A 23489-nucleotide genomic window follows, 5' to 3' on the forward strand; every position below is an offset into this window, starting at 1 on the left:
TGAAACGCAAGAGGCCGCGCCCATGGTTTGGGCGCGGCCTCTTGCGTTTGAGACAATAAAACCAGCTGCTCGCGCAGCTATTAACTATTCATTATTAATTATTCATTGTCTTTTTTGATTCGCTCCACGATCTTCGTCGTCGAAATATCATCAATAAAGTCCAACACCTTCACCTCGCCGCCATAACCCTTAACAAACTCATGGCCGACCACCTCTTCCACGCTGTAGTCGCCGCCTTTCACCAGCACATCGGGCTTGATGGCTTCCAGCAGGGGTTCCGGGGTGTCGGTATCGAAAGGCACCACCCAATCCACCGCTTCCAGGGCGGCCAGTACAGCCATGCGCCGCTCCAGCGGGTTGATCGGGCGGCCCGGCCCTTTCAGGCGGCGGATGGAATCGTCGCCGTTCACCGCCAATACCAGCCGGTCTCCCTGGCGGCGGGCGGAATCCAGATAGCCCACATGGCCAGCGTGAATAATGTCGAAGCAGCCATTGGTAAAGACAATCTTCTCACCCTGGGCACGGGCATCCTCGATGGCGATGAGCAACTGCTCCTCGGTCATCACGCCGCGTCCAAAACCGCCTTCCTGATGGACCGCACGGCGCAGTTCCGGGGCGGAGACTACTGCGGTGCCCAGCTTGCCCACCACGATACCGGCAGCAATGTTGGCCAGCGCCACCGCGTCTTCCATGGGCGCACCGGCAGCAATGGCCGTCGCCAGTACGGAGATCACCGTGTCACCGGCACCGGTCACATCAAACACTTCACGGGCACGGGCCGGCAGGTGCAGTTCCGGTTTGCCGTCACGCAACAGGGTCATGCCCTTTTCGCTTCGGGTCACCAGCAAGGCCTGCAGGTCGAAGTCACGAATCAGCTGCTGCCCCTTGTTGATCAGGTCTTGCTCATCCCTCACCGCACCCACCACGGCCTCGAACTCACTCAGATTAGGAGTCAGCAGGGTGGCACCGCGATAGCGGGCAAAATCCGATCCCTTGGGATCCACCAACACCGGCACGCCGGCATCACGGGCCAGGGAAATCAACGTCTGGCAGTCACGCAGTGCGCCCTTGGCGTAGTCAGAGAGCACCAGAGCACCACATTGCCCCAGCTGCTCCTTCACCTTGTCGGCAAACGGCTGCGGGTCCTGATCATGAAAGGCTTCTTCGAAATCCAGACGCAGAAGCTGCTGCTGCCGGCTGATGACCCGCAGCTTGGTGATGGTGGGCAGGCCCGGCACCTTCTGGAAGTGGCAGCCCACTTCCGCCGCCTGCAGACGCTCCTCGAGAATACGCGCCGCCTCGTCATCACCGGTAATCCCCACCAGCTCGGCGCCAGCGCCAAGCGCCGCCATGTTCAACGCCACATTGGCCGCACCACCAGGACGATCCTCAAGATCCGTGACCCGCACCACCGGCACCGGTGCTTCCGGCGAGATCCGCCCTGTGGGTCCATGCCAGTAACGATCCAGCATCACATCGCCAGCCACCAATACACGGGCCTTGGCCAGAACCGGAATGCGCGGATTTTGCATATTCTCTCCAAAACACAACAGTGCCAAATTTCGGCGAAGTGTAGCATAGGCAAACGAACAGGGACCCGGTCATCCTTTCCGGTAGTGGATGCGAACAGACGCGAACAGTACACTTTGCCGCTGCTGTCACTCACAGCACCCGTCGTTAAGGGTATGATGCCTTTCAGGAACATTCAGGAGACACAGGAACCCCATGCCACCTCTTCCTCCCAACATCATGCAAGGACGCTGGCTTCGTTGGTGGTTGACCCTCTCTTTCGCGGTCATGTTCACCAGCACCTTCCTGTTCCACTCCCGCATCGGGCTACTGAACGTGCTGGATGTGCTTTTCTTCCTGCCCTCCCTGACCCTGCTGACCCGAGCCATGGTCAGTGGCGACCATCGCCTGCTGACGTCGCCACTGCTGGTACCGTTTTATCTATTGCTCGGCTGGGCGCTTTTGAGCATGGCCTGGGCGGAAGAACCCAATACCTCACGTACCGTACGCGGCGTGGTGCAAATACTGGTGATGGTCGGGATCTTCCGCTGGCTGCATCTGTATTTCCGAAACACTTTCCGTGAAGCGCTGGCCAATGGCGCACTCTGCGCCATGGTGGTGGCAGCCATGGTCACCGTCAGCTACTACACCACTCAGCCACTCAACAGTCCGCTGTTCAGTGAGCCCGCCAACCTGATTTTCCGCCTGCCCTCACTGGACCCCTCGCTGGCACTGATGGCCATGGTGACACCCACCTTCATCCTGCTGGCACAAGGCATGGCAGAAGGGGCTGGAGGCAAGGGCGGCCGGCGGCTTGCCGGTGCCGCCATGGGGATTGTCTTTATTGGGCTGGTCTCACTGCCGCTGGGCCTGATGAGCCTGATGCTGGCCATCGCCTGGCTGGTCAGTCGCACCTCACGCCCCTGGCTCGCCGCAGTGCCGGTCATCGCGGCACTGTATCTGATGGTACAAGGCGGAACCGATGTGACCATGGATCGCTACTTCCTGCATCCGCTGATTGGCAACGGCCTGAATCAGGAAAGCCTTAACGGCATACTTGGCCGTGATGGCGACAAGCTGATTGAGCTGGCCCACCCGCGTAACCTGTTCCTGTTGCTGGTGCACAGTCTCGGTCTGGTGGGTCTGGTTCTATTCATCGCCAGCTGGGGCAGTCCGCTGGCAGCCCTGCTGCAACGGGAAGATTTTCAGGCTGCCCGCGGCGCCTACACTATCGCTATCATTCCCGGCCTGTGCATGGCATTTGCTACCGGCACCTACCTGCTGGTGCCCTTCCATGCCAGCTGGATGAGTCTGTGGCTGCCACTGGCATTGCTGATGGCGCGCCTGTGCGAGCGCCCCTCCGCCCAACCCGAGCTACGCTAGGCGAATATCGAAGCCATGGGAAAACGCAAACAACGCCCCACCCGACTCAGTGACCCACGCCTGATTCCTTCCTGGATTGGGGTAGGGCTGTACTGGCTGATTGGCCAACTCCCCTGGAACCTGCTGCTGACGGCAGGGCGGGGCCTCGGCCATCTGGCCTGGCACCTGGCGAAAAGCCGCCGTCATGTGGCCACCACCAATATTCGCCTGTGCTTTCCTGAACTCTCCGAACAGGAACAGATCGAGCTCGCCCATCGCTGTGTGATCAGCACCGGCGAAGCGATTCTGGAAATGGCCGGCAGCTACAACAACCACCGCATCGATCTGTCAAAGCGCGTGACCATCAAGGGCATGGAGCACATCGAGAAAGCCCGGGCAGAAGGCAAGGGAGTGATGATGCTCGGCATGCACTTCAACAGCCTGGATGTGGGCTCACGCATGCTCGGCCAGGTGCTGGAGATTCATGCGGTATATCGCCCCAACGACAACCCGGTCATCGACAGGCTGATTGATAACGGCCGCCGTCACTACGTGAACAGCACCATCGACCGGACGGACATGCGCAAGATGGTGCGAATGCTGCGGCAAGGAAAGATCATCTGGTATGCACCCGATCAGGACTACGGCATCCAGCACGCGGTGTTCGTACCCTTCTTCGGCATTCCTGCTGCCACCATCACGGCCACCTCACGGCTTGCGCGCATGGGCAAGGCAGCAGTCATCCCCTGTGCCCACTACCGTTTGCCTGGGGGCCGCTACGAGATCGAGTTTGGTCCGGCGCTGGAGGATTTTCCCGGTGACGATGAAGAGCAGGACACCGCCCGTATCAACCAGACCATCGAACACTATGTGCGCAAGTGCCCGGAGCAGTACCTGTGGGTGCACAAGCGCTTCAAGCATCAGCCCGCAGGCCAGCCCTCGCTGTACAAGAAATCATAGTGCCGACATCACCAGCACCACATCATCGCTGCCGGTATCAAACAACTTCACCTGCTGCAGTGATGACTGGTGCGCCTCGACCACCGCGGCAACTTCGCTGCGGTCCAGCAGCCAGACAAACAGCTCTCCGGACTGTGCTGGTTCTGGCTCCTTCATTGGCGTCATGAAATAGGTGCCACCAGCATAAAAACTGACCCGGGGATCATTGAAATAGACCACCGGCTGCGCCTGATCCGTCAGCCAGTCCCCGGCCTTGACCAGGAACATCTTTTCCCTTGCCGAAGAACTGTAGGCACCGGACAACGCCATCACGGCCAGAATGAACACCGCAAAGGCTCGCCAGCGCGGTGACCACCGTCCATACGCCTGCACAAAGCGTGCAAACAGCCAGGGCAGTAGCACCAGCCCAAGCAGCACCACATAACGGGAAGAAAGCAGGAAGTAGGCAGTCAGGAAGACTGACAACACCACAAACCAGACCACAAAGACGGTGCTGTAAATCCGTTTCTCACTGTCAGAAACGGCAGCGCCCCTGGTAAAAAATACCAAGGCATAAGGCCCCAGAACGCCCAGTAACTGGGCCGGAATAATACTGAGCAACCCGACCAGCAGGACCAGGCCCGCATACTCCTGCGAATAAGGGTGAATGAACTGCGCGGCAAACTCATTGGCGATCGTCATGAATGTCTCATAACGCGTCACCACATTCAGGGCATCCACATACAACTGAACCCGTTCGCCGAAATCGCCCTGGAAAACAACCCACAGCCCCACGAGAGCCGCGAAGGTTAGCGCGCCCCCCAGTAACAGATATTTTCGCCGCCCCGTCTTCAGTCCCCACGCCAGACCCAGCGCCATGGCAAGACCTGCCACTTCCAATCGGCACAGCATCCCCAGCAACAGCAAGACCACGCCGACCAAGACATACCGCCAGCACCCGCTCGCTTCAAACCGGAACAGGGTCCAGATCGCACTCAGCGAGAAAAACCAGGCGGGCCAGTCACGCAGTATCTGCGAGCGGCTCTCGTTAAAACCGGGGAAGGCAAGCGCCACCAGCACCGCCAGAAACATGAACCGGGCCGGGGTATGCCAGGCCAGCAGCACCGCCAGCACGGCACTGGCAGCGGCGGTAAACAGGGAAACCACCATCATACTGGTGGTCACATCGCCGAAAGGACTGACCTTGATGGCTCCAGCCAGAAAGAAAGAAAAGAACGGCCAGTTAAAACGCTCCCCGGTTCCGCCATGGCCGGCAATGTTTCTGGCCATGTCCACGTAAAGCATGCCGTCACGATTGATCACCGGATCACTGAAAAAGGCCAGAAAGGACAGCACCAGACTGCCCACAAAAGCCAACAGCCCAGCCTTCTGCCGCACATTCAGGCCATCCCAGTAATCCACTGCCGTCACTTGAATTGCTCCCAGTTCTTCTCGAATCGTTGCACTTCCCGCTGATGCCAGGCATCCGCTCGCCGGTTCAGCGAGGTAAAGTTGGCTGCATCCAGGTCGATAAAGGTAATAGCGTTCTGTTCATTCACCAGGATGTTCTGTGCCTTCAGGTCTCCGTGGCGCAAACCCGCCCAGTGAAAGTGCCGCAGCCACTGGCGTACCGTGTCGGCACACTCTTTGGCCCGCTCACGGTCGCTTTCCATCAGCACACTAAGCTGCTGGCCGTCACAACGAGGAAAAATGATGATGCTCTGCCCCGCCCGCTCTCCGGCCACGAACTCCACCAGCAGTGCAGGCCTTGGGGTGGGAATGCCGAGCAGGTCCCAGCTGTGCCCCCGCTTCCAGCTAATCATCCCGTGGGACTGCAACAGTTTCTGCCGTACTCGCCCCTTCAGCCCCATGGAATGGTAGTGCTTGATAATCCAGTGCTCATTGCCATGCACCCGGACCCGACTACCCTCCTTGAGTACCGGCACCCGGTCCAGGGCAGTACACAGCCCCAGCAATTCCTCCTGCCGCTGTGAACGATCCCGGTATACCTTGCGATCACGCTCTTCCGTCACCTCGATGGCGGTGCAGGTTCGCGCCCACTTCTTGTCCGCCTGGCGAATCCTGCGCTGCAAACGGCCACGGCACTGCGCTTCAAATCCCCCGGCCTGCAGCCCCCACTGTGCCATTCTGGCCACAACCAACGCCATCAGACGCTGCTGATGTTGCAGGGTGGTCTGCACCACAAACAGGGCGAGGTTGTCCTTCAAGGCCCGCAGATTTCCTTCTGCCACAGGCTTCATGGCCCCGGCATCAATGCAGCACAGGCCATCCTTTTCAGCGAAGAAATTTCCGAAATGCAGATCCGTTTGCAGCCAGCCGGCCTGAAACAATGACCACACCATGTCCAGCACCTGTTCGGCGCGGCTTTCACTGAACCCCGCTTGCAAGGTGATACCGAGATCCTCTCCCGGCACCTTCTCCAGCAACAGGATAGAGCCATCCTCGTGAGGCTCCACCGCCTTCACCGCCGGTACCCGAATCCCCTTGCTGGCCAACTGCCCAAGCACAGCGGCCTCATGGCCGGCGGCACACTGATCCAGAAAAAACAGCTTGGCCACCACAGGCTGCCCCTGCCACTCTCCTGCGGCCACCATGCGCTTGCCGGGAATCAGCCGCAGCACTTTTTGCGCATGGAAATCATGGCCGGCAATCGCCAGGGAGAAACCCTCCATGGCGTCAAGATTGCGGGCCTGCAGCGTAGACCAGCTCATGACGCGAACAGGCTCCGGACAAAGCGGCGCAGATAACGAGGCTTGAGAGCCTCGACCGGGGCGGTACGAAGTAATTGCAGGTAGAGCCCGCGCACTTCCCGTGCCCGATCCGCCCTGTCACAGATCTTCAGCAGAGACAACAGCCGGCGGGTGCGATATGCCTTACGCAGGGACTGCGCCCACTCCGGCAACCCATTGTCATCGAAGATGTGGGCTTCCAGTGCCGGCCCTACTTTCAATGCAGCATCCACATCATGACGCATACTGTCATCATGCTTGTTGATGGCCGCCACCGGTGTGGCAAACGACGCCACATCAAAGTTGGCGAGGATATGGGAGAACACCGGCACATCCTCGGTGTGGCGCAGGTTAGGGTCATAACCAACATTGGCAAACAGGGACTTGTGCATGGCGCAAGCGCCATTGGAAATACTCAATTTCTTTTCCAGATAGTTTGCCAGGTTGTCACGGTGGCTGGCGCTGACCTCGATAGGCGCAATCGCCGTTTTCCGATCGCCCTTGCAGGAGTAGTGGCCACCAATCAGCAAACGCGCCCGGGGATGTTCGCTGGCACAACGGCGATAGGCTTCCAGCGCCCCCGGGCACATCTCGTCATCCGCATCCAGAAACACCAGCCACTCAAAAAGACCTTCCTTGATACCCCGATTGCGCACTGCAGACAGCCCCTGATTGGGCTGGGAAATATAACGAAGACGGGCGTCACCTTCGGCCAGCAACGCGGTCATCACCTCATCGGTGTTGTCGCTGGAACCATCGTTGATGACCAGCACTTCAAAGTCATCACCCGGCTCGCTGAGCACCGAGCGCACCGCCGTTACCAGACAATGCGCGTAGTTATAGGCAGGAATGACAACCGACAACCCCATGCTCATATGTTCTTCCCCGGGTGGTCGCAATACTGCAGTGGAAACGCCGGCTCGATTTCATAATAACGCCGGTAAATCTTTTCCCCTTCCTTGCGGCTGGCGCGGAGCAGCCTGGCATGAGACTGAAGCAACGTCCGCAGATCTTCGCCAAAATAGGTTTTCAGAAAACGAAAAACGTCGCCTCGGGACAGACCATAACGGGCACTGGAGAAGTACAGCCCGCCCAGATCCTTGACCTGCCAACGCCAGGGCACTCGCGCCCGGACCTGGGACCGGTGCAGATCAATCAGATACAACGGAGCCTGTGCATCCTGCTCCCTTACGGCCTGCTCCGGGATCAGGAAATGGGCGATGTAGAAATCACGGTGATTGATGCCCGCCCGATGCATGGTCCCGGCCATATGCGCCACCCGCTCGATCAGCTGCCGCTTGAATAACACCGGCACCTTACCCGCCTCCAGCCAGGCCTCACCGACCTCTTCCAGGCTCAGGGTATTGGCAAGATCTTCGGTGACAATAAACGATTCCTGCCGGGCCGGATTCAGGCCCCGGGCGCCATAGCCCACCACCGTCATGGTATCCAGTCCGGCGGCGCGCACCGCGTCCACCGCCTGCACTTCCTGCATGGCACCAATCACCGGCAGCTTGGCCTGGGTCAGATTCTTGATGATTTCACGCCAGCCGATGCCGGCATGGTACTTGAGGAAATAACTGCGACTGCCCGCCTGAAAGCGCAGGGTACGGCGACCCTCGCGCTCACGGAAGATGTCCCCCTGCTGGCGCGATGCCTGCTCAAACGGGTCCTTGCCCTGCCAGGCAGCGGCCAGATCATCGCGAAGAAACAGTTGCATGGAGGCCCCTTTATTCAGTCACGGCAGCGCCGCCTTCCAGCGCAGAAACCGCATGCTCCACCAGATCATAGATATCACCGGTGCGGGCAAACGCACGCCCTTTGTGACGCCAGTCATCTCGATCGCAGGCAAGCATATCGCGGGCAGCGGAGGCCATGGCATCCCGGTCGGCCTCATTGTCCATCACCCGGCCCATCCCGGCCTGCTCAATATAGGGTGAATAACCACAGGCGCGAGTGGTCAGCACCGGCAAGCCACCGATGGCCGCTTCCAGTAATACAGTACCGGTATTCTCCGCATAGGCCGGGTGCAGCAGCAGATCCGCCGACCACAGCCACAGGGGCACGTTGTCCTGCCCCCCCATGAAATGCACTCGCTCTGCCGCCCCCAGCTTGTCGGCCAATGCCTGAAAACGGTCCGCTTTGTCATCGCCGACAATATAGAGCTGGCCAGCATCGAGGCTGGCCACGATTTCGATGGCACGATCCAGTCCCTTGGTGCGAAACCCGGACCCGACAAACAGCAACATGGGCTCATCGTCACCGAGCCCCAGCTCCGCCCGGAAGGCTTCGCGCTGATTGGCGAAATCTTCCGGCAATACCCGGTCGCGCCGAATGCCAGGAGGCAAACTGACAAACCGCGCATCCGGCGTTTGATAATGGTCCATAAACAATTGCATCTGGGGCGGTGAAATGGACAGGATTCGGGTCTGGCTTTTCACACCAAAAACCGCATTCTCCATCGCCAGCTTGCTGCGATAACGGGGCAGCAGACTGCGTGGAAACCGGTAACGCTCCGCCAGACAACCGTCTGCCGCGTAGTACCAGTCCAGCCCGGGCATCTTGTTGAAACCCACCCGCAAATCGAAGCCCCCCCAGAGCTGCGCCACCTGTTGCGCGAACGCCTTGTCACGACCATGGTTGCTGGAAGCACTGACCGGCAGCAGCTGCACCCGGATCGCATCCGGGGCCGGTTCGCCGTCCCAACTGCGGGTAAAAATGGTGACCTGATGGCCTTTTTCCACGGCGCGCCGGGCTATCGCCAGCATGTCTCGCTGCAAGCCGCCGTAGGGGAAATACTCAAACAACGCGAAGGCCATCTTCATGCCGTGCGCCTCCGCAATTCCTGCCAGACCTGCCGCGGCTTCAGGCTGCTGAAGCACGGCGGCGTCACCCCCTTGCCCAGCTCACCCCGGTAGGTACATTTTTCCTGAACACAGGGGGCGCATGGAAAGTCCGCCGCCAGCGATTCGGCCCGGGTCCCGAGCACCCCGGTAAGTACCGGATCGGTGGGACCATACAGCGCCAGTCCCGGCAGCCCTGCCGCCGCCGCCAGGTGAGCCAGGCCGGTGTCCACCGCCACAAAGGCATCCCAGCTCAACAGCTTGTCAGTAAGGGCGTCCAAACCCATTTTCGGCAGCACCGTGGCCAGCTCGACCCCTTCAGACAGACGCTCCGCGCGCGCTTTTTCCGCTTCATTGCCCCAGGGAAGATGCACCCGGTGCCCCTCCGCACAGGCCAGTTCCACCAGCTGACGCCAGAACGCCTCGGGATAATGCTTGGTGACCCAGGTGGTGCCATGGCAGAACACCAGCTCACCAGGCTGATCCAGCGGCGCGGGCACATGGCTGCGGGGAAGGCCATAGTCCGGCCGACTGCCCGGCAGGGCATACCCCAATGACTGGGCAAACAGCTGACGCACCCGCGCAATGGCATGCTGCCCTTTGGCTACCGACTGGGGATGGTCCAGAACACGGGCAGAGAGACTTTCGCGGGCAGAGGACTTGTCGAGACCGAACTTGGGGCCACGCCCCAGGCGCGTAATAAAGGCACTCTTGATCAACCCCTGGGCGTCGATCACGACATCATATTCCGTGGACTGAAGTGCGGACTTGAACTCACCCCACTCTCCGGAGCGGCGCGCCTTCAAGGGGTGTTTGCGCCAGCGACGCAAGGCACAGGGGAACACATTGGCGACGGCTGGATGACGGCGGGCCAGATCGGCAAACGCTTCTTCCACCACCCAGTCCACTTGCAGATCAGGAATCGCCGCCAGAGCATCGGTGAGTGCCGGCAAGGTATGAATCACGTCCCCCATGGAGGAGGTCTTGATCAACAGCACACGCATGGCATCACCCGGTCAGGCATCGGCGGTTTCGAGCTGCTGCAGGGCCTCGATGACCCGGTTTGGCGGCAGCTGCTTGAGACAGTTCAGATGGCCCAGCGGGCATTCCCGCTCGAAACAGGGGCTGCATTCCAGCCCCAGTCGCACCACCGCCACACGGTCACCCAGCGGCGGCGTAAAGCCCGGTGAGGTGGAACCGTACACTGCCACTAACGGCCGCTTGAGAGCCGCCGCAATGTGCATCAGCCCGGAATCATTACTGACCACCGCATGAGTAGCGGAAAGCAGATCCACTGCCTCCTCGAGAGAGGTCTTGCCTGCCAGCACGGTAGCATGCGCTCGGGCACTCTCATCCAGTGCCGCCACGATATCGTTGGCCACCGGATGATCCTTGCCGGAGCCGAAGATCCACACCTGGCCACCGTGATCGATCCAGTCCTGGGCAACGGCTGCGTAATGCTGCTCCGGCCAACGCTTGGCAGGGCCGAACTCGGCGCCGGGACACAACCCCAGTACGGCACGCTCCATGGAAAGATCATAGGCGGCCATGGCCTGCTCGCGGGAGGCATCATCCACTTCCAGGTGCGGGGCCGTGATTTCATCCAGTAGCGGTACCGGCGCCTCTTCCGGCAAGGCCAGCGCCACAAAGCGCTGCACCATCAGCGGATAGCGTTCCTTGTCCAGGGCGCGCACATCGTTAAGCAGACCGTAGCGCATTTCGCCACGCCAGCCGATCCGTGCCGGAATCTTTGCCGCCCAGGGCACCAGGGCCGACTTGAGGGAATTGGGCAGTACGTAGCTTTGCTGATACTGGCCACGCAGGGACTTGCCCAACGCCCGGCGTTCGCCAAGCTTCAGATCACCATGATCAAACGGCAGCGCCAACGCCTCGCGCACTTCCGGCATCCGTGACAGCAACGGCCGACACCAGGCGGGCGCCAGCACATCAATGGCACAGTCGGGGTATTGGCGACGCAGTTCGGAAAACAGGGTCTGCGCCATCACCATGTCGCCGACCCAGGAAGGGCCGACGACAAGGATGGCGGACGGAGTCTGGGACATCCGGGCAATCAGCTCACGTAAGTGAGCCACTCTCCGTATTGGTCATCCAGTTTGCCGGTCACCAGATCGAAGTAGGTGCTCTGCAGCAACTCGGTGATCGGGCCGCGCTTGCCTTCGCCGATGATGCGGCCATCCAGCTCACGAATCGGTGTCACTTCGGCAGCGGTGCCGGTAAAGAAGGCTTCATCGGCCACGTAGATTTCATCCCGGGTGATGCGCTTTTCGCGTACCGTGTAGCCACGCTCTTCGGCCAGCTGGATGATGGTCTTGCGGGTAATGCCGTCCAGGCAGGAGGTCAACTCCGGAGTGAAAATCACGCCGTTCTTGATCACGAAGATATTCTCGCCGGAACCTTCGGCGACATACCCCTCGTTATCCAGCAGCAGGGCCTCATCAGCACCACCGGACAGCGCTTCGTTCAGCGCCAGCATGGAGTTGATGTAGTTGCCGTTGGCCTTCGCCTTGCACATGGTGATGTTCACGTGGTGGCGGGTATAGCTGGAGGTGCGCACCTTGATGCCCAGTTCCAGCGCTTCCGGCGACATGTAGGCAGGCCATTCCCAGGCAGCCACCATCACGTGCACTTTCAGGTTATGGGCACGCAGGCCCATGCCTTCACTTCCGTAGAACACCATCGGGCGCAGATAGGCATGCGGCAGGTTGTTGGCCTTCACGGCTTCCACCTGGGCGGCATTGATCTCGTCCTTGGAGAACGGGATCTTCATGTTCATGATGTGGGCACTGCCGAACAGACGATCGGTGTGCTCCTTGAGGCGGAAAATTGCCGGACCCTTGGCGGTTTCGTAGGCTCGCACCCCTTCAAAGACGCCCATGCCGTAGTGCAGGGTGTGAGTGAGGACGTGAACCTTGGCTTCTTCCCAGGGAACCAGTTCACCATCCAGCCAGATAAAACCGTCTCTTACAGCCATCGACATGGCAATGTGTCTCCAACGCTAAGGACCTTCGAGCACCCGCTCTACAGGTCGAACCAATGCTTCCAGATCGCTCGAACGCCTTCCCGCAAATCACGGAACTGGCTGTCGTCGACAATGGATTTCTCTTTGCGCAACGAGGCGCGATGGGCCGCGGACCGGTAAGCGAGGTACGCTTCCCGCAGTAGGCCGGCGTCCTGCGCCGACATGATGTCCAGCGCGGCCAGGGTTTCCAGCAGCCGCACGTTATCGGTGAAGCGGGTCAGTTCACCGTGGGAGGAGGCCCATCTCAGAACCCCGTATTGCACCATAAATTCGATATCAACGATACCACCGGGATCCTGCTTGAGGTGGAATTGCCCCTCACTCTTGTCACCCAGATGGCTGACCATCTTGCCGCGCATCTCCAGCACATCGTCACGCAATTTCTGTTGCTCGCGATTGGCGCACAGCACCTTGTGGCGGATCTCGTCAAAACGCTCGCGGGAACGGTTGCAACCCGCCACCACCCGGGCGCGCACCAGCGCCTGATGCTCCCAGGTCCAGGCATCATTGAGCTGGTACTTCTCGAACGCATCCATGGAGCTGACCAGCAAGCCGGCACTACCGGACGGACGCAGACGGGTATCCACGTCATACAGCTGCCCACTCATGGTCCGGGTAGAAATGATATGCACGATGCGCTGGCCAAGGCGGGCATAGAACTGCTCATTGGACACCGACTTCTCACCATCGGTCATGCCACCACTGGCTGCATCATGGAGGAACACCAGATCCAGATCGGAGTTGTGACCCAGCTCGATGCCACCCAGTTTGCCGTAGCCCACCACCACAAAATCAGGATTGCAGGGCTGACCATTGTCCCGGGACGGACGGCCATGGCGCTCTACCAGCGGCTCCCAGGCCAGCATCACCACCTGGTTGAGGATGCTTTCTGCCAGCCAGGTGAGGTAATCACTCACCTTCATCAACGGCAGCACTTCGGTCACTTCCGAGGCGGCCACCCGCAATAGATGGGCCTGCTTGAAGTTACGCAGCACTTCCATCTGCTGTTCCAGATCGTCCTCTGCCACCCGCAGCAACTGCTGTCGCAGCTCGTCATCCAGCTCGGCACGTTCCGGCGGGGAATACAGGGTGCGCACATCCAGCAGCTCGTCCAGCAGCACCGGGTGCAGGGCCAGACGCTCGGCAATCCAGGGACTGGCGCCGGACAGCTTCACCAGCTGGGTGAGTGCGCCGGGATTTTCCACCAGCAGGGCGATATAGGCACTGCGGCGCAACACCGCTTCGACAAAATTCAGCAGCCGCGCAGCGGTGGTTTCACCATGCCCCTGGTAACCAATGGCCTCCAGCATCAATGGCATCAGGCGGTCCAGCCGCTCGCGGCTGATGGTCTGCATGTTTTCCACAGCCCGGCTGTCACGGAAAGCATTCAGACGGACATACACCGCCTCGGCTTCCTGTACGCCAATTCCCTGCAACTGTGCAATAGCTGCGGCATCGTCCAGCTCACCCAGCCACAGATCCAGCAGCTCCTGATCCGCCCCTTGCGCGGCATCGGTTTCCTGCTCAGGATCGGCAATCACCTGGCTGAAGTGATGGCGCACCGTTTCCCGGTAGCGGCGCAGCTTGCGCTCGAAAGCACTCCGCTCAGAGAACCCCATGGCGAAGGTCAGTCGTTGCCAGCCCAACTGATCATCTGGCAGTCGCTGGGTCTGTTTGTCCCCCACGGCCTGCAACCGGTGCTCCACGTCCCGCAGGAACAGATAGGCATCGGTGAGCTCATCCGCCACATCGTCAGGAAGCAGTTCCTGCTCCACCAGCATGGGCAGCACCTTGATCAGGTTCGGCTCGCGCAGGGCGGGCTGCTGACCACCACGGATCAGCTGGAACGCCTGGACGATAAATTCCACTTCGCGGATGCCGCCAGCGCCCAGCTTCACATCCGCCTGCATGCCCTTGCGGTTCACTTCCCGCTCAATCAGGGATTTCATTTCACGCAGGGACTGGAAGGCACCGTAGTCGATGTAACGTCGATACATGAAAGGCGTGAGTCGCTTGAGCAGGCGAGCGCCCGCTTTCAGATCTCCCGCCACGGGGCGCATCTTGATCAGCGCATAGCGCTCCCACTCACGCCCCTGGGTCTCGTAATACCCTTCCATGGCATCAAAGCCGATGGCCAGCACGCCACTCTTGCCCCAGGGACGCAGACGCATGTCCACCCGGAACACGAAACCGTCGGCCGTGGTCTGGTCGAGCACCTTGATCAGCTGCTGCCCCAGCCGCACGAAAAACTGGTGATAGGACAGGGAGCGCCGCTCGCCTTCCAGCTCACCTTCGTGTTCATAGGCGAAGATCAGGTCGATATCCGAGGACAGGTTCAGCTCCCCCGCCCCCAGCTTGCCCATGGCCAGGACCACCAGCTGCACCGGCTTTCCATCCGGGTCGGTGGGGGTGCCGCTGCGCTCACAGGCCCATTGATACAGGCATGACAGGGTTTCATCGATCAGCGTATCGGCCAGCAGGGACAGATCCGCCACCGTGCTGTGGTAATCCCCGATACCGGCCAGGTCCCGCCAGATAATGCGCACCATGTGCCGGTGACGCAGGCGGCGCACCCGGCGCTTGAGCTCATCTTCGTTGTCACAGTCCGCCAGCTTGTCACGCACCTGCTGGTGCAGTGACGCTGCCTCCAGCGGTTGACTCAGATCGCTGTCTGCCAACCACTGGCCCAACTCCGGATCACGCTGAAACTGGCTCGCCACATAATCCGACCCGGCCCAGACACGGGGCAGATCCTCATAGAGCGCGGGCGGCATGACATTGCCGGATTCAACGAAGTGCTGCCAATGCTGGCTGACCAGCACCGAGAGTTCGTCGGGAAGGGCGGAATATTGGGGTTCATTCATGGGTGGCTATTGTCTTACGCGACGGGGCAAGCTACAAGCGGGAATAACAGCCGCGAGCTATGAGCTGCCAGGCGCGGGAGAAGCCTGTGGTTACGACAACGAAGGCGCCTTTTTTGCTGTAGGAGCTTGCCTGCAAGCGATCCGAGCCTGAGCGAGGAAAAAAGAAGCGGGTTTTGAGTGACGGATTTCGATACTCAAAACACCTCACTCATTTTGGGGTTTAAGGTTTTCGCGACTCAAAACTCGCTACTCGTTTCTCTGGAATCCTTACCTCGCCCAGGCTCGGATCGCTTGCAGGCAAGCTCCTACAGCGGCTTCTTTGCAGGCTTTTCTCTGCTTCACCCCAGCAACAAATCCTGCGACGGCGTCACCCGCATCACTTCCTCGATGGTGGTCAGCCCCTTGGCCACTTTCATGGCACCGCTGATGCGCAGCGGCTTCATGCCATTTTTCAATGACTGGCGGGTAAGCACTTCCAGGTCCGCACCACGGGTGATCTGGTTCTTCAGGGCGGTATTGAGCGGCATGGCCTCGTACACCCCCATCCGCCCCAGATAACCGGTGCCTCGACATTCCAGGCAGCCCACCGGGCGACAGATCTTTTCGGGCACCTTCATCTTGAAGGGACGCACCAGCTCTTCCCAGGCTTCCGCCTCAGGGGCCACCTCTTCCTTGCAGCTGGGGCAAAGGGTACGCACCAGACGCTGGGCCATGACGCCGATCACCGTGGCCGAAATCATGTAGGGCGCTACTCCCAGATCCACCAGACGGGTAATCGAGGACGGCGCATCATTGGTATGCAGGGTAGAGAGCACCAGGTGGCCAGTCAGGGCCGCCTGAATCGCCATCTCCGCGGTCTGCAGATCCCGGATCTCACCAATCATGATGATGTCCGGGTCCTGACGCAGCATGGCCTTCACCCCCTGGGCGAAGCTCACGTCGATGTTGGCCTGCACCTGCATCTGGTTAAAACTTGGCTCCACCATCTCGATGGGATCCTCGATGGTGCAGACATTCACTTCGCTGGTAGCCAGCTGTTTGAGGGTGGAATACAGGGTGGTGGTCTTACCGGAACCGGTGGGCCCGGTGACGAAAATGATCCCGTGGGGATTCTTGGTCATTTTTTGCCAGGAATCATAATCCTCGCGGGTAAAGCCCATCTGCTCAAAACTGCGCACCAGTACGTCCGGATCGAACACCCGCATCACCATCTTTTCACCGAAAGCGGTGGGCAGGGTGGAAATACGCAACTCCACCTCGTTACCGTCGGGCGACTTGGTCTTGAGACGGCCATCCTGCGGTTTGCGCTTTTCGGCCACATTCAGGCGGCTGAGGATCTTCAGACGACTGGTGACCGCCGCCATGATGGCTGCCGGCAGCTCGTAGACATCATGCAGCACACCATCGATGCGGAAACGCATCTTGCCCGCATCCCGGCGCGGCTCCAGATGGATATCACTGGCACGCTGGGTAAAGGCGTACTGCAGAATCCAGTCCACGATATTGACGATGTGCTGGTCGTCCGCATCGTGATGCCCCTTGCCCACCTCCAGCAACTGCTCGAAGTTGGTGATCCCGGACAGCTCCTGGCCAGTGTTGCCTGTGGCTCCCGCGATGGAGCGACTGAGATTGTAGAATTCAATCCGGTAGCGGCGAAGGTGCTCAGGGTTAGTAAGTACCACCTCCAGATCCCGATCACGCAGCACCTGTTGCAGGTGGTCCTTCCAATCGTGGATAAACGGCTGGTCGCAGGCTACGATCACCCGGTCACGCTGCACCTCCACCGCCACAATGCCGTGCCGCTCCGCAAAGGCATAACTCATCACGTTCGCCACCTGATCCACCTGCACCTTGAGGGGATCGATATGGTAGACACGCATGTCCGCCCGCTTGCCCAGCCACTCGGTAAGGAAGTCCACATCCAGAATCTGGCGGGTATCGGAGCGGTCAGTCAGGCGATACTTGGCCAGCACCTGGATCGGGTGCCAGTTGAGCTCCTTCTTTTCCCGCGGCGTGGTGGAAATGACATTGAAGTCTTCCTGGCTGACTCGCCCCTCATCCAGCAGTTCGCGCATCAACCAGCGCACATCGATCTGCAATCCGTCCGGTACAGCGGGTTTGGCAGTGGCGTTCACTCAAGACTCTCCGAATTCTGTTCAGGCGCTGTTCTACGGTCAGGCGCCCTTATCGTTATAAGTAGTAACTCTAACCCTAACACCCGGTAACCATCCAGAAACCCCTTAAGGCCTGACAGCCCGGCCCGCATTCACTATACTCGCGACCAATTTCATGACGGCAATGTGACATAGCGCATTTCCGTCTGCCAGGGACCGCCATAGGCGAGCCGCTGGCAACATGGGAAAATGAAGACCCCCTAACCAGGATCCGAGGCGCTTATGTCCTTAGGAAGCTCCATTGCCGGCCTGTTTGGCCGCTCCCCGATCAAACCCCTCCAGCAACACTACGATACCGTGCACGAGTGCGCCTGCAGTCTTGGCCAGTTTTTTGACGCCGTTATCGAAGGCGACTGGGACAAGGCCCGCACCCTGCGCAAGCAGGTGGCTGAGCTGGAAAATCAGGCCGACGAACTGAAGAAAGAGTTCCGCCTGAATCTGCCAAAGAGTCTGTTCCTGCCCATGCCGCGCACCGATCTGCTTGAACTGATCAGCGTGCAGGACAAGGTAGCCAACAAGGCCAAGGACATCTCCGGCCTGATGCTGGGTCGCGAAATGTCCATCCCGGCCCCCATCGCCGAAGCCATGCGCAGCTATGTGCAGGGCGCCATCGACACCTCCGCCCAGGCCCAGAAGGCGATCAACGAGCTGGATGAGCTGATCGAGACTGGCTTCAGCGGTCGCGAAATTCGCCTGGTGGAAGAGTTGATCGAAGAACTCGACCGGCTGGAGCGCGCCAATGACGAACAGCAGATCGCCATCCGCTCCACCCTGTTCAAACTGGAAAAAGACCTGTCCCCGGTGGACGTCATCTTCCTCTACAAGATCATCGAATGGGTAGGTGATCTCGCCGATCGCGCCCAGAAAGTGGGCGGCCGCCTGCAGATGTTGGTCGCACGCTAGGAGATTTCTTATGGAGTGGATGCTCGACAACGCCTACCTGATGCTGCTGCTCGCCGGCGGCTTCGGTTTCCTGATGGCCTGGGGCGTAGGCGCCAATGACGTGGCCAACGCCATGGGCACCTCGGTGGGCGCCAAGGCGCTGACCGTGAAACAGGCAGTGATCATCGCCATCATCTTTGAATTCTGCGGGGCCTATCTGGCCGGGGGCGAAGTGACCGCCACCATCCGCAAGGGCATCATCGATGCCGAAACCTTCGCTCATGCCCCGCAATACCTGGTCTACGGCATGATGTCCGCCCTGCTGGCCGCCGGCATCTGGCTGATGATCGCCTCCTGGTTCGGCTGGCCGGTGTCCACCACCCACTCCATCGTTGGCGCCATCGTCGGCTTTGCCGCAGTGGGGCTGGGAATGGAAGCGGTGCACTGGGACAAGGTCGGCTCCATCGTCGCCAGCTGGGTCACCTCGCCGTTACTGGCCGGGTTTATCTCCTTTGCTCTGATACGCAGTGTGCAGAAGCTGGTACTTAACCACGATGACCCCTTCGAGCGCGCCAAAAAAGTGGTTCCCTACTACATGTTCCTGGTGGGCTTCGTGATCTCCATGGTCACCATGGTCAAGGGTCTCAAGCACGTGGGCCTGCACCTGACCTTCCTGCAGAGCTTCCTGTGGGCCCTGGGTGGCGGTGCCATCGTGATGATCGTGGGCAGCATGTTCCTCAAGCGCATCAAGCCGGATCCGGAAGCCGACAAGGACTTCCGCTTCAGCTCCGTGGAGCGCGTGTTCGCGGTACTGATGATCTTCACCGCCTGTGCCATGGCCTTTGCCCACGGCTCCAACGACGTGGCCAACGCCGTCGGCCCGCTGGCCGCCATCAACAGCGTGATCGCCTCCGGCGGCCAGGTCGGTGCCAAGGCCGCCATGCCCAGCTGGATCCTGCTGGTGGGCGCCATGGGCATCGTCTTCGGTCTCGCCATCTTCGGTGCCCGGGTAATGGCTACCGTGGGCAAGAAGATCACTGAGCTGACCCCGTCCCGTGGCTTCGCCGCCGAACTGGGCGCCGCCACCACCGTGGTACTGGCCTCCGGCACCGGCCTGCCGATCTCTACCACCCACACCCTGGTGGGCGCTATCCTCGGCGTGGGTATGGCTCGCGGCATCGGCTCCCTGAACCTGCGCGTGATCGGCACCATCTTCACCTCCTGGGTAGTCACCCTGCCCGCCGGTGCACTGCTGTCCATCCTGTTCTTCTACTTCTTCAAAGGCCTGTTTGGGGCTTAAGGAGACGCTGCACGCTTCACGCAGCAAGCAACACGCTAACGCCGCCCTCCGGGCGGCGTTTTTGTTTGGCGCAACGTCTGTCATCTCCACTGTGGGAGCTCTCTGTGCCCTTCAGGGTATGCCTGCAAGCGATAAAAAGCCAGTTACGAGGTACGAGTTTCGAGTTGCGAAAACCTGAAAGACAAAGGAATGTTTTGCCTTTCGAAACTCGTTACTCGCAACTCGAAACTTGACTCCTCCCTTCTTATGTCCAATCGCCTGCAGGCAGTCTCCCACAGCGTCTCTGTAGCGACCGCTAGCGCCCGCACGCCCCCACTGGCTATACTGGCCAATCAACGACTTACCGCCCCCAAACAGGGGAACAGCAGGGAAAACACCGTGTCCAGCACCACACCCGACAATCAGGTCCATTGGTTCCGCCACTCTTCGCCGTATATCAACGCGCATCGAGGCCGAACCTTTGTGGTCATGCTGGCAGGAGAACTGCTGGACGGCCCGGGCTTGGCCACGCTGATTCATGATCTGGCTCTGCTCAACAGTCTCGGCATCAAGCTGGTACTGGTGCATGGGGCGCGGCCGCAGATCAGTGCACGGCTGGCGGAGGCGGGTATCGAATCCGTCTTCGAACAGCACATGCGCATCACCGACGCCCCCGCACTGGATGGCGTCATGGCCGCCGTGGGCGCCCTGCGCCTGAAACTGGAAGGGCTGTTCTCCATGGGGCTGGCCAACTCCCCCATGCACAACGCCAGCATCCGACTGGTCAGTGGCAACTTCGTGGTGGCCAAACCGGTGGGGGTTCGTAACGGCTTTGATTACCAGCACACCGGTGAAGTGCGGCGCATCGACGTGGACGCCATTCGCCAGCAGCACAATGCTGGCAACGTGGTACTGCTCTCCCCGGTAGGCTGCTCGCCCACCGGCGAACTGTTCAACGTCAACGCCGAGGAAGTGGCCTCCACTGCGGCCATTGCCCTGGGTGCCGACAAACTGATCCTGATGGGTAACGACCTGCGTCTCACCGATGGCAGCGACAACCAGCTGCGCGAGTTGTCCCCCCAGGAAGCCGGCAAGCTGCTGGCAGAAGACCTGTTCCAGGACAGCAACATCGACCGCCAGCTCACCGCTGCCTGCCACGCCGCCAGCAATGGCGTGGGCCGCGCCCACCTGCTTGATGCGAATCTGGATGGTGCCCTGATCAAGGAGCTGTTCACCCGCGACGGTTGCGGCACCCTGGTCACCCGGGAAACCTATGAAACCGTGCGTGGTGCGCGCATCGAAGACGTGGGCGGCATTCTGGAACTGATCGAACCCCTGGAAGCCGACGGCACCCTGGTGCGCCGTTCACGGGAACTGCTGGAAACCGAAATCCAGCGCTTCGCCATCACCGAACGGGACGGCATGGTCATCGCCTGCGCCGCCCTCTACCCCTTCCCGGACGACAAGACCGGCGAACTGGCCTGCGTGGCGGTTCACCCCAGCTACCGCAAAGGGGAACGCGGCGCACAACTTCTTGGCTACGTGGAACGGCGGGCAAGAGAACAAGGCCTGAACAGCCTGTTCGTGCTGACTACGCTGACCGCGCACTGGTTCCAGCAACAGGGCTTTGAAGCGGCCGGCGTGGATGCGCTGCCGGGGGCCCGGCAGTCGCTGTATAACTGGCAGCGAAATTCGAAGGTGTTTGTGAAGGGGCTGTAGACTTGCCGTCCAGGCCAGCAAAACCTTAAAGCCTGTCCGCCGGCTATTGTTTATGCCAGCAATGGTAAACCTTATAGTAGCGATACCAATCTTTGCCAAAACAGGGTATCACCTCGAACTCAAAACCGGTTTCGCGAAGCATATTCTCCCAAACGTCTTCAGGAACCACACAATTCTCGCCTGAAAAATAATAACGATTTATAGAATCCAACTCTTGGCTCGTAATTTCACCTTCATGTAAAAGTTGCTCTACCCTGCCAAACACCTTCCGGTTATCAAGAATGCAGCTTTCGCGGGAGTAACAGTCTGAATAGAAACCGAGCATTCTTGTAAAAAATCCAAATTCATCACTGCCAATATCACCATTCCGGAAGGCCATGATTTTTGCATCAAGACCTTCCTTTTCTGGATCAAAATGACGCGGTATCACGACTTTTCTGGTCACAAAGACACCGCCCTCTGACAACAACCCGTGAATCACGCTCAACAAGGAATAATGCAGTTCTCGACCGAGAATATTGCCAAAGACCCCATCACCAACTATCGCTGAAAATGGCTCCTCAAACCTATCCCGCAAATGAAACCAATTATCGAGAACCAAACTCTCTTTTTCTCTGTACTTTTCGGGCAGCCAGTCGCGATAGATATCAACGGAATCCGGGTTGTTATCAACAGCAAAGGTGTTATTGAAAATATCCGCAACAAGCACCCTCAACTCCGGAGTCATCCCCAGGACCAGCGCCGACTCTCTTGACGAACATGACAGCAACCCACGCCGATAAGCCTCCACCTCTTCCTGATTTGGACTCCCGGCTGAAAATCGTGTTCTTCGATCAGATTCATTAATGCGTGCAAGCAATGCTTTTCTGTCCCAGCTCATCGTCAGGAAGCTCTCTGCAATCGTCGAAACAAGAATAGGCGCAGTCGAGAAATGAACTGCCTCCAACCAGCATTCACCACCTGACCTGACTCCAGACTTCGATCAATCAGTTCCTGCAAAGCTCGCTTCAGCCCAACGGAATCAGTTTCTTCCATATATCGCTGATAGATCGGCACCAGCTGTAGAGACACCCCCGAAAGCGAATCCGCTACTTCAGACAAAGCAACAGACTGAAAAGTGGTAAACTTGTCCAGGCAACCGCTTTGATTGAAGGCAAGCATGGTTCGAAAGCACTTTTCACACCGACAGCAATTGACACCCTCTCCCTTCCTCTCCCAGCAAACTCGCAAGTTCTGCTGAACCAGCTCATCGTCCTTGATCCGCACCAACTTATCAGTCCTCCACAGCTCCGCACCGTAGTGCGACACGGAAGTATTTTCCCTGCCCCACAAATGATCTGTATCCCAATGAGTCCCCCAGGGCTGATGGTAAACATAGGGAAAAGAAGCGGATATCACCAAATGATCAATCCCTGGAATCATGAACGCAGCAGCCACAAGGGGACCGCCATGTCCTCGCGACCAATTTCTGGAAAACCGGGAATGCTGTCGCAAGTTAGTCCTCATCCTTACAGGCTTCGCGCCTACACTTCTGGCAACAACCTCAAGGCACTCCGACATAGCCGCAAACCTGCTCTCATCCTCAAGGGGAACATCATATCCATGGATATTTACAAGGTATTTAAAAGGAACATCACCAAAGTTCCTCAGCGTATAAAATGAATCCGCTCCTCCAGTGAAAAGCAATCCTGCGCCACTCTCCGTCTCATGGTTACCATCCTCGTCACCACTTGGTTCGGTAGCGAGAACCGCCTCAGAACGTGAAACAACCGATATCGGGCGGTACCCCCACCACTTCGAATAGATGGCCATCAGATTTTTGATATTTTTCAGGAATACCGGATCCAGAGGCGCATCGATAACAATCTTTCTGCCTTTTTCCATGGCAGAAAAAAGAAAAGCCGAGACAAACCCTTCCGGCGAGGCCATTAAATTTGTCCCAACACTCTCGAACCAAACTGTCTCCCCATCAACCTCGGCGCTAACCCGGCCAACCCCGCCTGAGTTATCACACTGAATATTTGAAATTGCCAGATGTCTCTTCATCCTCACCACCGAAGTCGAATGGAACCATGCAGGCTACGCTCCTCCTTCCCCAAAAGAGCGGCTGCATCCGATGCAGGAATAT

General features: G+C 59.2%; 18 protein-coding genes. 5 read left to right on the forward strand and 13 right to left on the reverse strand.

Annotated features, from left to right (window positions below; genetic code table 11):
* Window positions 1-98 precede the first annotated feature (98 nt).
* On the reverse strand, window positions 99-1532 hold the full coding sequence (hldE, locus tag MWU49_RS07995) for a bifunctional D-glycero-beta-D-manno-heptose-7-phosphate kinase/D-glycero-beta-D-manno-heptose 1-phosphate adenylyltransferase HldE (RefSeq protein ID WP_246970380.1): 1434 nt from the start codon (window positions 1530-1532) through the stop codon (window positions 99-101).
* A 193-nt stretch (window positions 1533-1725) separates the two neighbouring features.
* On the opposite strand from hldE, the gene MWU49_RS08000 reads away from it, so the two are divergent.
* Both MWU49_RS08000 and lpxL read left to right on the forward strand, forming a co-directional pair.
* Window positions 1726-2892, forward strand: coding sequence for a hypothetical protein (locus MWU49_RS08000; RefSeq protein ID WP_246970382.1), 1167 nt, complete (start codon window positions 1726-1728; stop codon window positions 2890-2892).
* A gap of 15 nt (window positions 2893-2907) precedes the next feature.
* A complete protein-coding gene (lpxL, locus tag MWU49_RS08005; RefSeq protein ID WP_246970384.1) occupies window positions 2908-3831 on the forward strand; it encodes an LpxL/LpxP family Kdo(2)-lipid IV(A) lauroyl/palmitoleoyl acyltransferase in 924 nt (307 codons plus the stop codon).
* On the opposite strand, the gene MWU49_RS08010 is transcribed toward lpxL, so the two are convergent.
* The 10 genes from MWU49_RS08010 to MWU49_RS08055 all read right to left on the reverse strand — a co-directional run bounded on the left by MWU49_RS08010 (window position 3826) and on the right by MWU49_RS08055 (window position 17382).
* A complete protein-coding gene (locus MWU49_RS08010; RefSeq protein WP_246970387.1) occupies window positions 3826-5241 on the reverse strand; it encodes a hypothetical protein in 1416 nt (471 codons plus the stop codon). The genes lpxL and MWU49_RS08010 overlap by 6 nt on opposite strands.
* Window positions 5238-6542 carry a lipopolysaccharide kinase InaA family protein gene (locus MWU49_RS08015; protein ID WP_246970389.1) on the reverse strand — a complete coding sequence of 435 codons (1305 nt, stop codon included), beginning with the start codon at window positions 6540-6542 and terminating at the stop codon, window positions 5238-5240. The genes MWU49_RS08010 and MWU49_RS08015 overlap by 4 nt, the downstream gene beginning before the upstream one ends.
* Window positions 6539-7435 (reverse strand): glycosyltransferase family A protein, encoded by an 897-nt coding sequence (locus MWU49_RS08020; protein ID WP_246970391.1) that lies wholly within the window; start codon window positions 7433-7435, stop codon window positions 6539-6541. Before MWU49_RS08020 ends, MWU49_RS08015 begins: the two co-directional genes overlap by 4 nt.
* Window positions 7432-8280, reverse strand: a complete 849-nt coding sequence (rfaP, locus tag MWU49_RS08025; protein ID WP_246970394.1) for a lipopolysaccharide core heptose(I) kinase RfaP — start codon at window positions 8278-8280, stop codon at window positions 7432-7434. Before rfaP ends, MWU49_RS08020 begins: the two co-directional genes overlap by 4 nt.
* 10 nt (window positions 8281-8290) lie before the next feature.
* Window positions 8291-9385 carry a glycosyltransferase family 4 protein gene (locus tag MWU49_RS08030; protein ID WP_246970396.1) on the reverse strand — a complete coding sequence of 365 codons (1095 nt, stop codon included), beginning with the start codon at window positions 9383-9385 and terminating at the stop codon, window positions 8291-8293.
* Entirely contained in the window at window positions 9382-10407 is a 1026-nt protein-coding gene (waaC, locus tag MWU49_RS08035; protein ID WP_246970399.1) for a lipopolysaccharide heptosyltransferase I, read from the reverse strand. Before waaC ends, MWU49_RS08030 begins: the two co-directional genes overlap by 4 nt.
* A gap of 12 nt (window positions 10408-10419) precedes the next feature.
* Window positions 10420-11466 (reverse strand): lipopolysaccharide heptosyltransferase II, encoded by a 1047-nt coding sequence (waaF, locus tag MWU49_RS08040; protein WP_246970776.1) that lies wholly within the window; start codon window positions 11464-11466, stop codon window positions 10420-10422.
* Between the two features lie 8 nt (window positions 11467-11474).
* Window positions 11475-12401: a branched-chain amino acid transaminase gene (locus MWU49_RS08045; protein ID WP_246970401.1), complete on the reverse strand. Its 927-nt coding sequence runs from the start codon at window positions 12399-12401 to the stop codon at window positions 11475-11477.
* A 41-nt stretch (window positions 12402-12442) separates the two neighbouring features.
* A complete protein-coding gene (gene glnE / locus MWU49_RS08050) occupies window positions 12443-15307 on the reverse strand; it encodes a bifunctional [glutamate--ammonia ligase]-adenylyl-L-tyrosine phosphorylase/[glutamate--ammonia-ligase] adenylyltransferase (RefSeq protein ID WP_246970403.1) in 2865 nt (954 codons plus the stop codon).
* A 338-nt stretch (window positions 15308-15645) separates the two neighbouring features.
* Window positions 15646-17382 (reverse strand): GspE/PulE family protein, encoded by a 1737-nt coding sequence (locus MWU49_RS08055; RefSeq protein WP_246970778.1) that lies wholly within the window; start codon window positions 17380-17382, stop codon window positions 15646-15648.
* Between the two features lie 321 nt (window positions 17383-17703).
* On the opposite strand from MWU49_RS08055, the gene MWU49_RS08060 reads away from it, so the two are divergent.
* From MWU49_RS08060 to argA, 3 genes are all read left to right on the forward strand, one after another.
* Window positions 17704-18384, forward strand: coding sequence for a TIGR00153 family protein (locus MWU49_RS08060; protein WP_246970405.1), 681 nt, complete (start codon window positions 17704-17706; stop codon window positions 18382-18384).
* A gap of 10 nt (window positions 18385-18394) precedes the next feature.
* The gene (locus MWU49_RS08065; RefSeq protein WP_246970407.1) at window positions 18395-19663 is read left to right on the forward strand and encodes an inorganic phosphate transporter; all 1269 of its coding nucleotides are present in this window, start codon (window positions 18395-18397) and stop codon (window positions 19661-19663) included.
* Between the two features lie 378 nt (window positions 19664-20041).
* Window positions 20042-21361 carry an amino-acid N-acetyltransferase gene (argA, locus tag MWU49_RS08070; RefSeq protein ID WP_246970409.1) on the forward strand — a complete coding sequence of 440 codons (1320 nt, stop codon included), beginning with the start codon at window positions 20042-20044 and terminating at the stop codon, window positions 21359-21361.
* 43 nt (window positions 21362-21404) lie between these two features.
* Here argA and MWU49_RS08075 read toward each other — a convergent pair whose 3' ends face one another.
* Window positions 21405-22241, reverse strand: coding sequence for a class I SAM-dependent methyltransferase (locus MWU49_RS08075; RefSeq protein ID WP_246970411.1), 837 nt, complete (start codon window positions 22239-22241; stop codon window positions 21405-21407).
* A 2-nt stretch (window positions 22242-22243) separates the two neighbouring features.
* Window positions 22244-23407: a hypothetical protein gene (locus tag MWU49_RS08080; protein ID WP_246970413.1), complete on the reverse strand. Its 1164-nt coding sequence runs from the start codon at window positions 23405-23407 to the stop codon at window positions 22244-22246.
* Between the last annotated feature and the right edge of the window lie 82 nt (window positions 23408-23489).

Source organism: Alcanivorax sp. S6407, from assembly GCF_023016115.1.
Lineage (GTDB): Bacteria > Pseudomonadota > Gammaproteobacteria > Pseudomonadales > Alcanivoracaceae > Alcanivorax.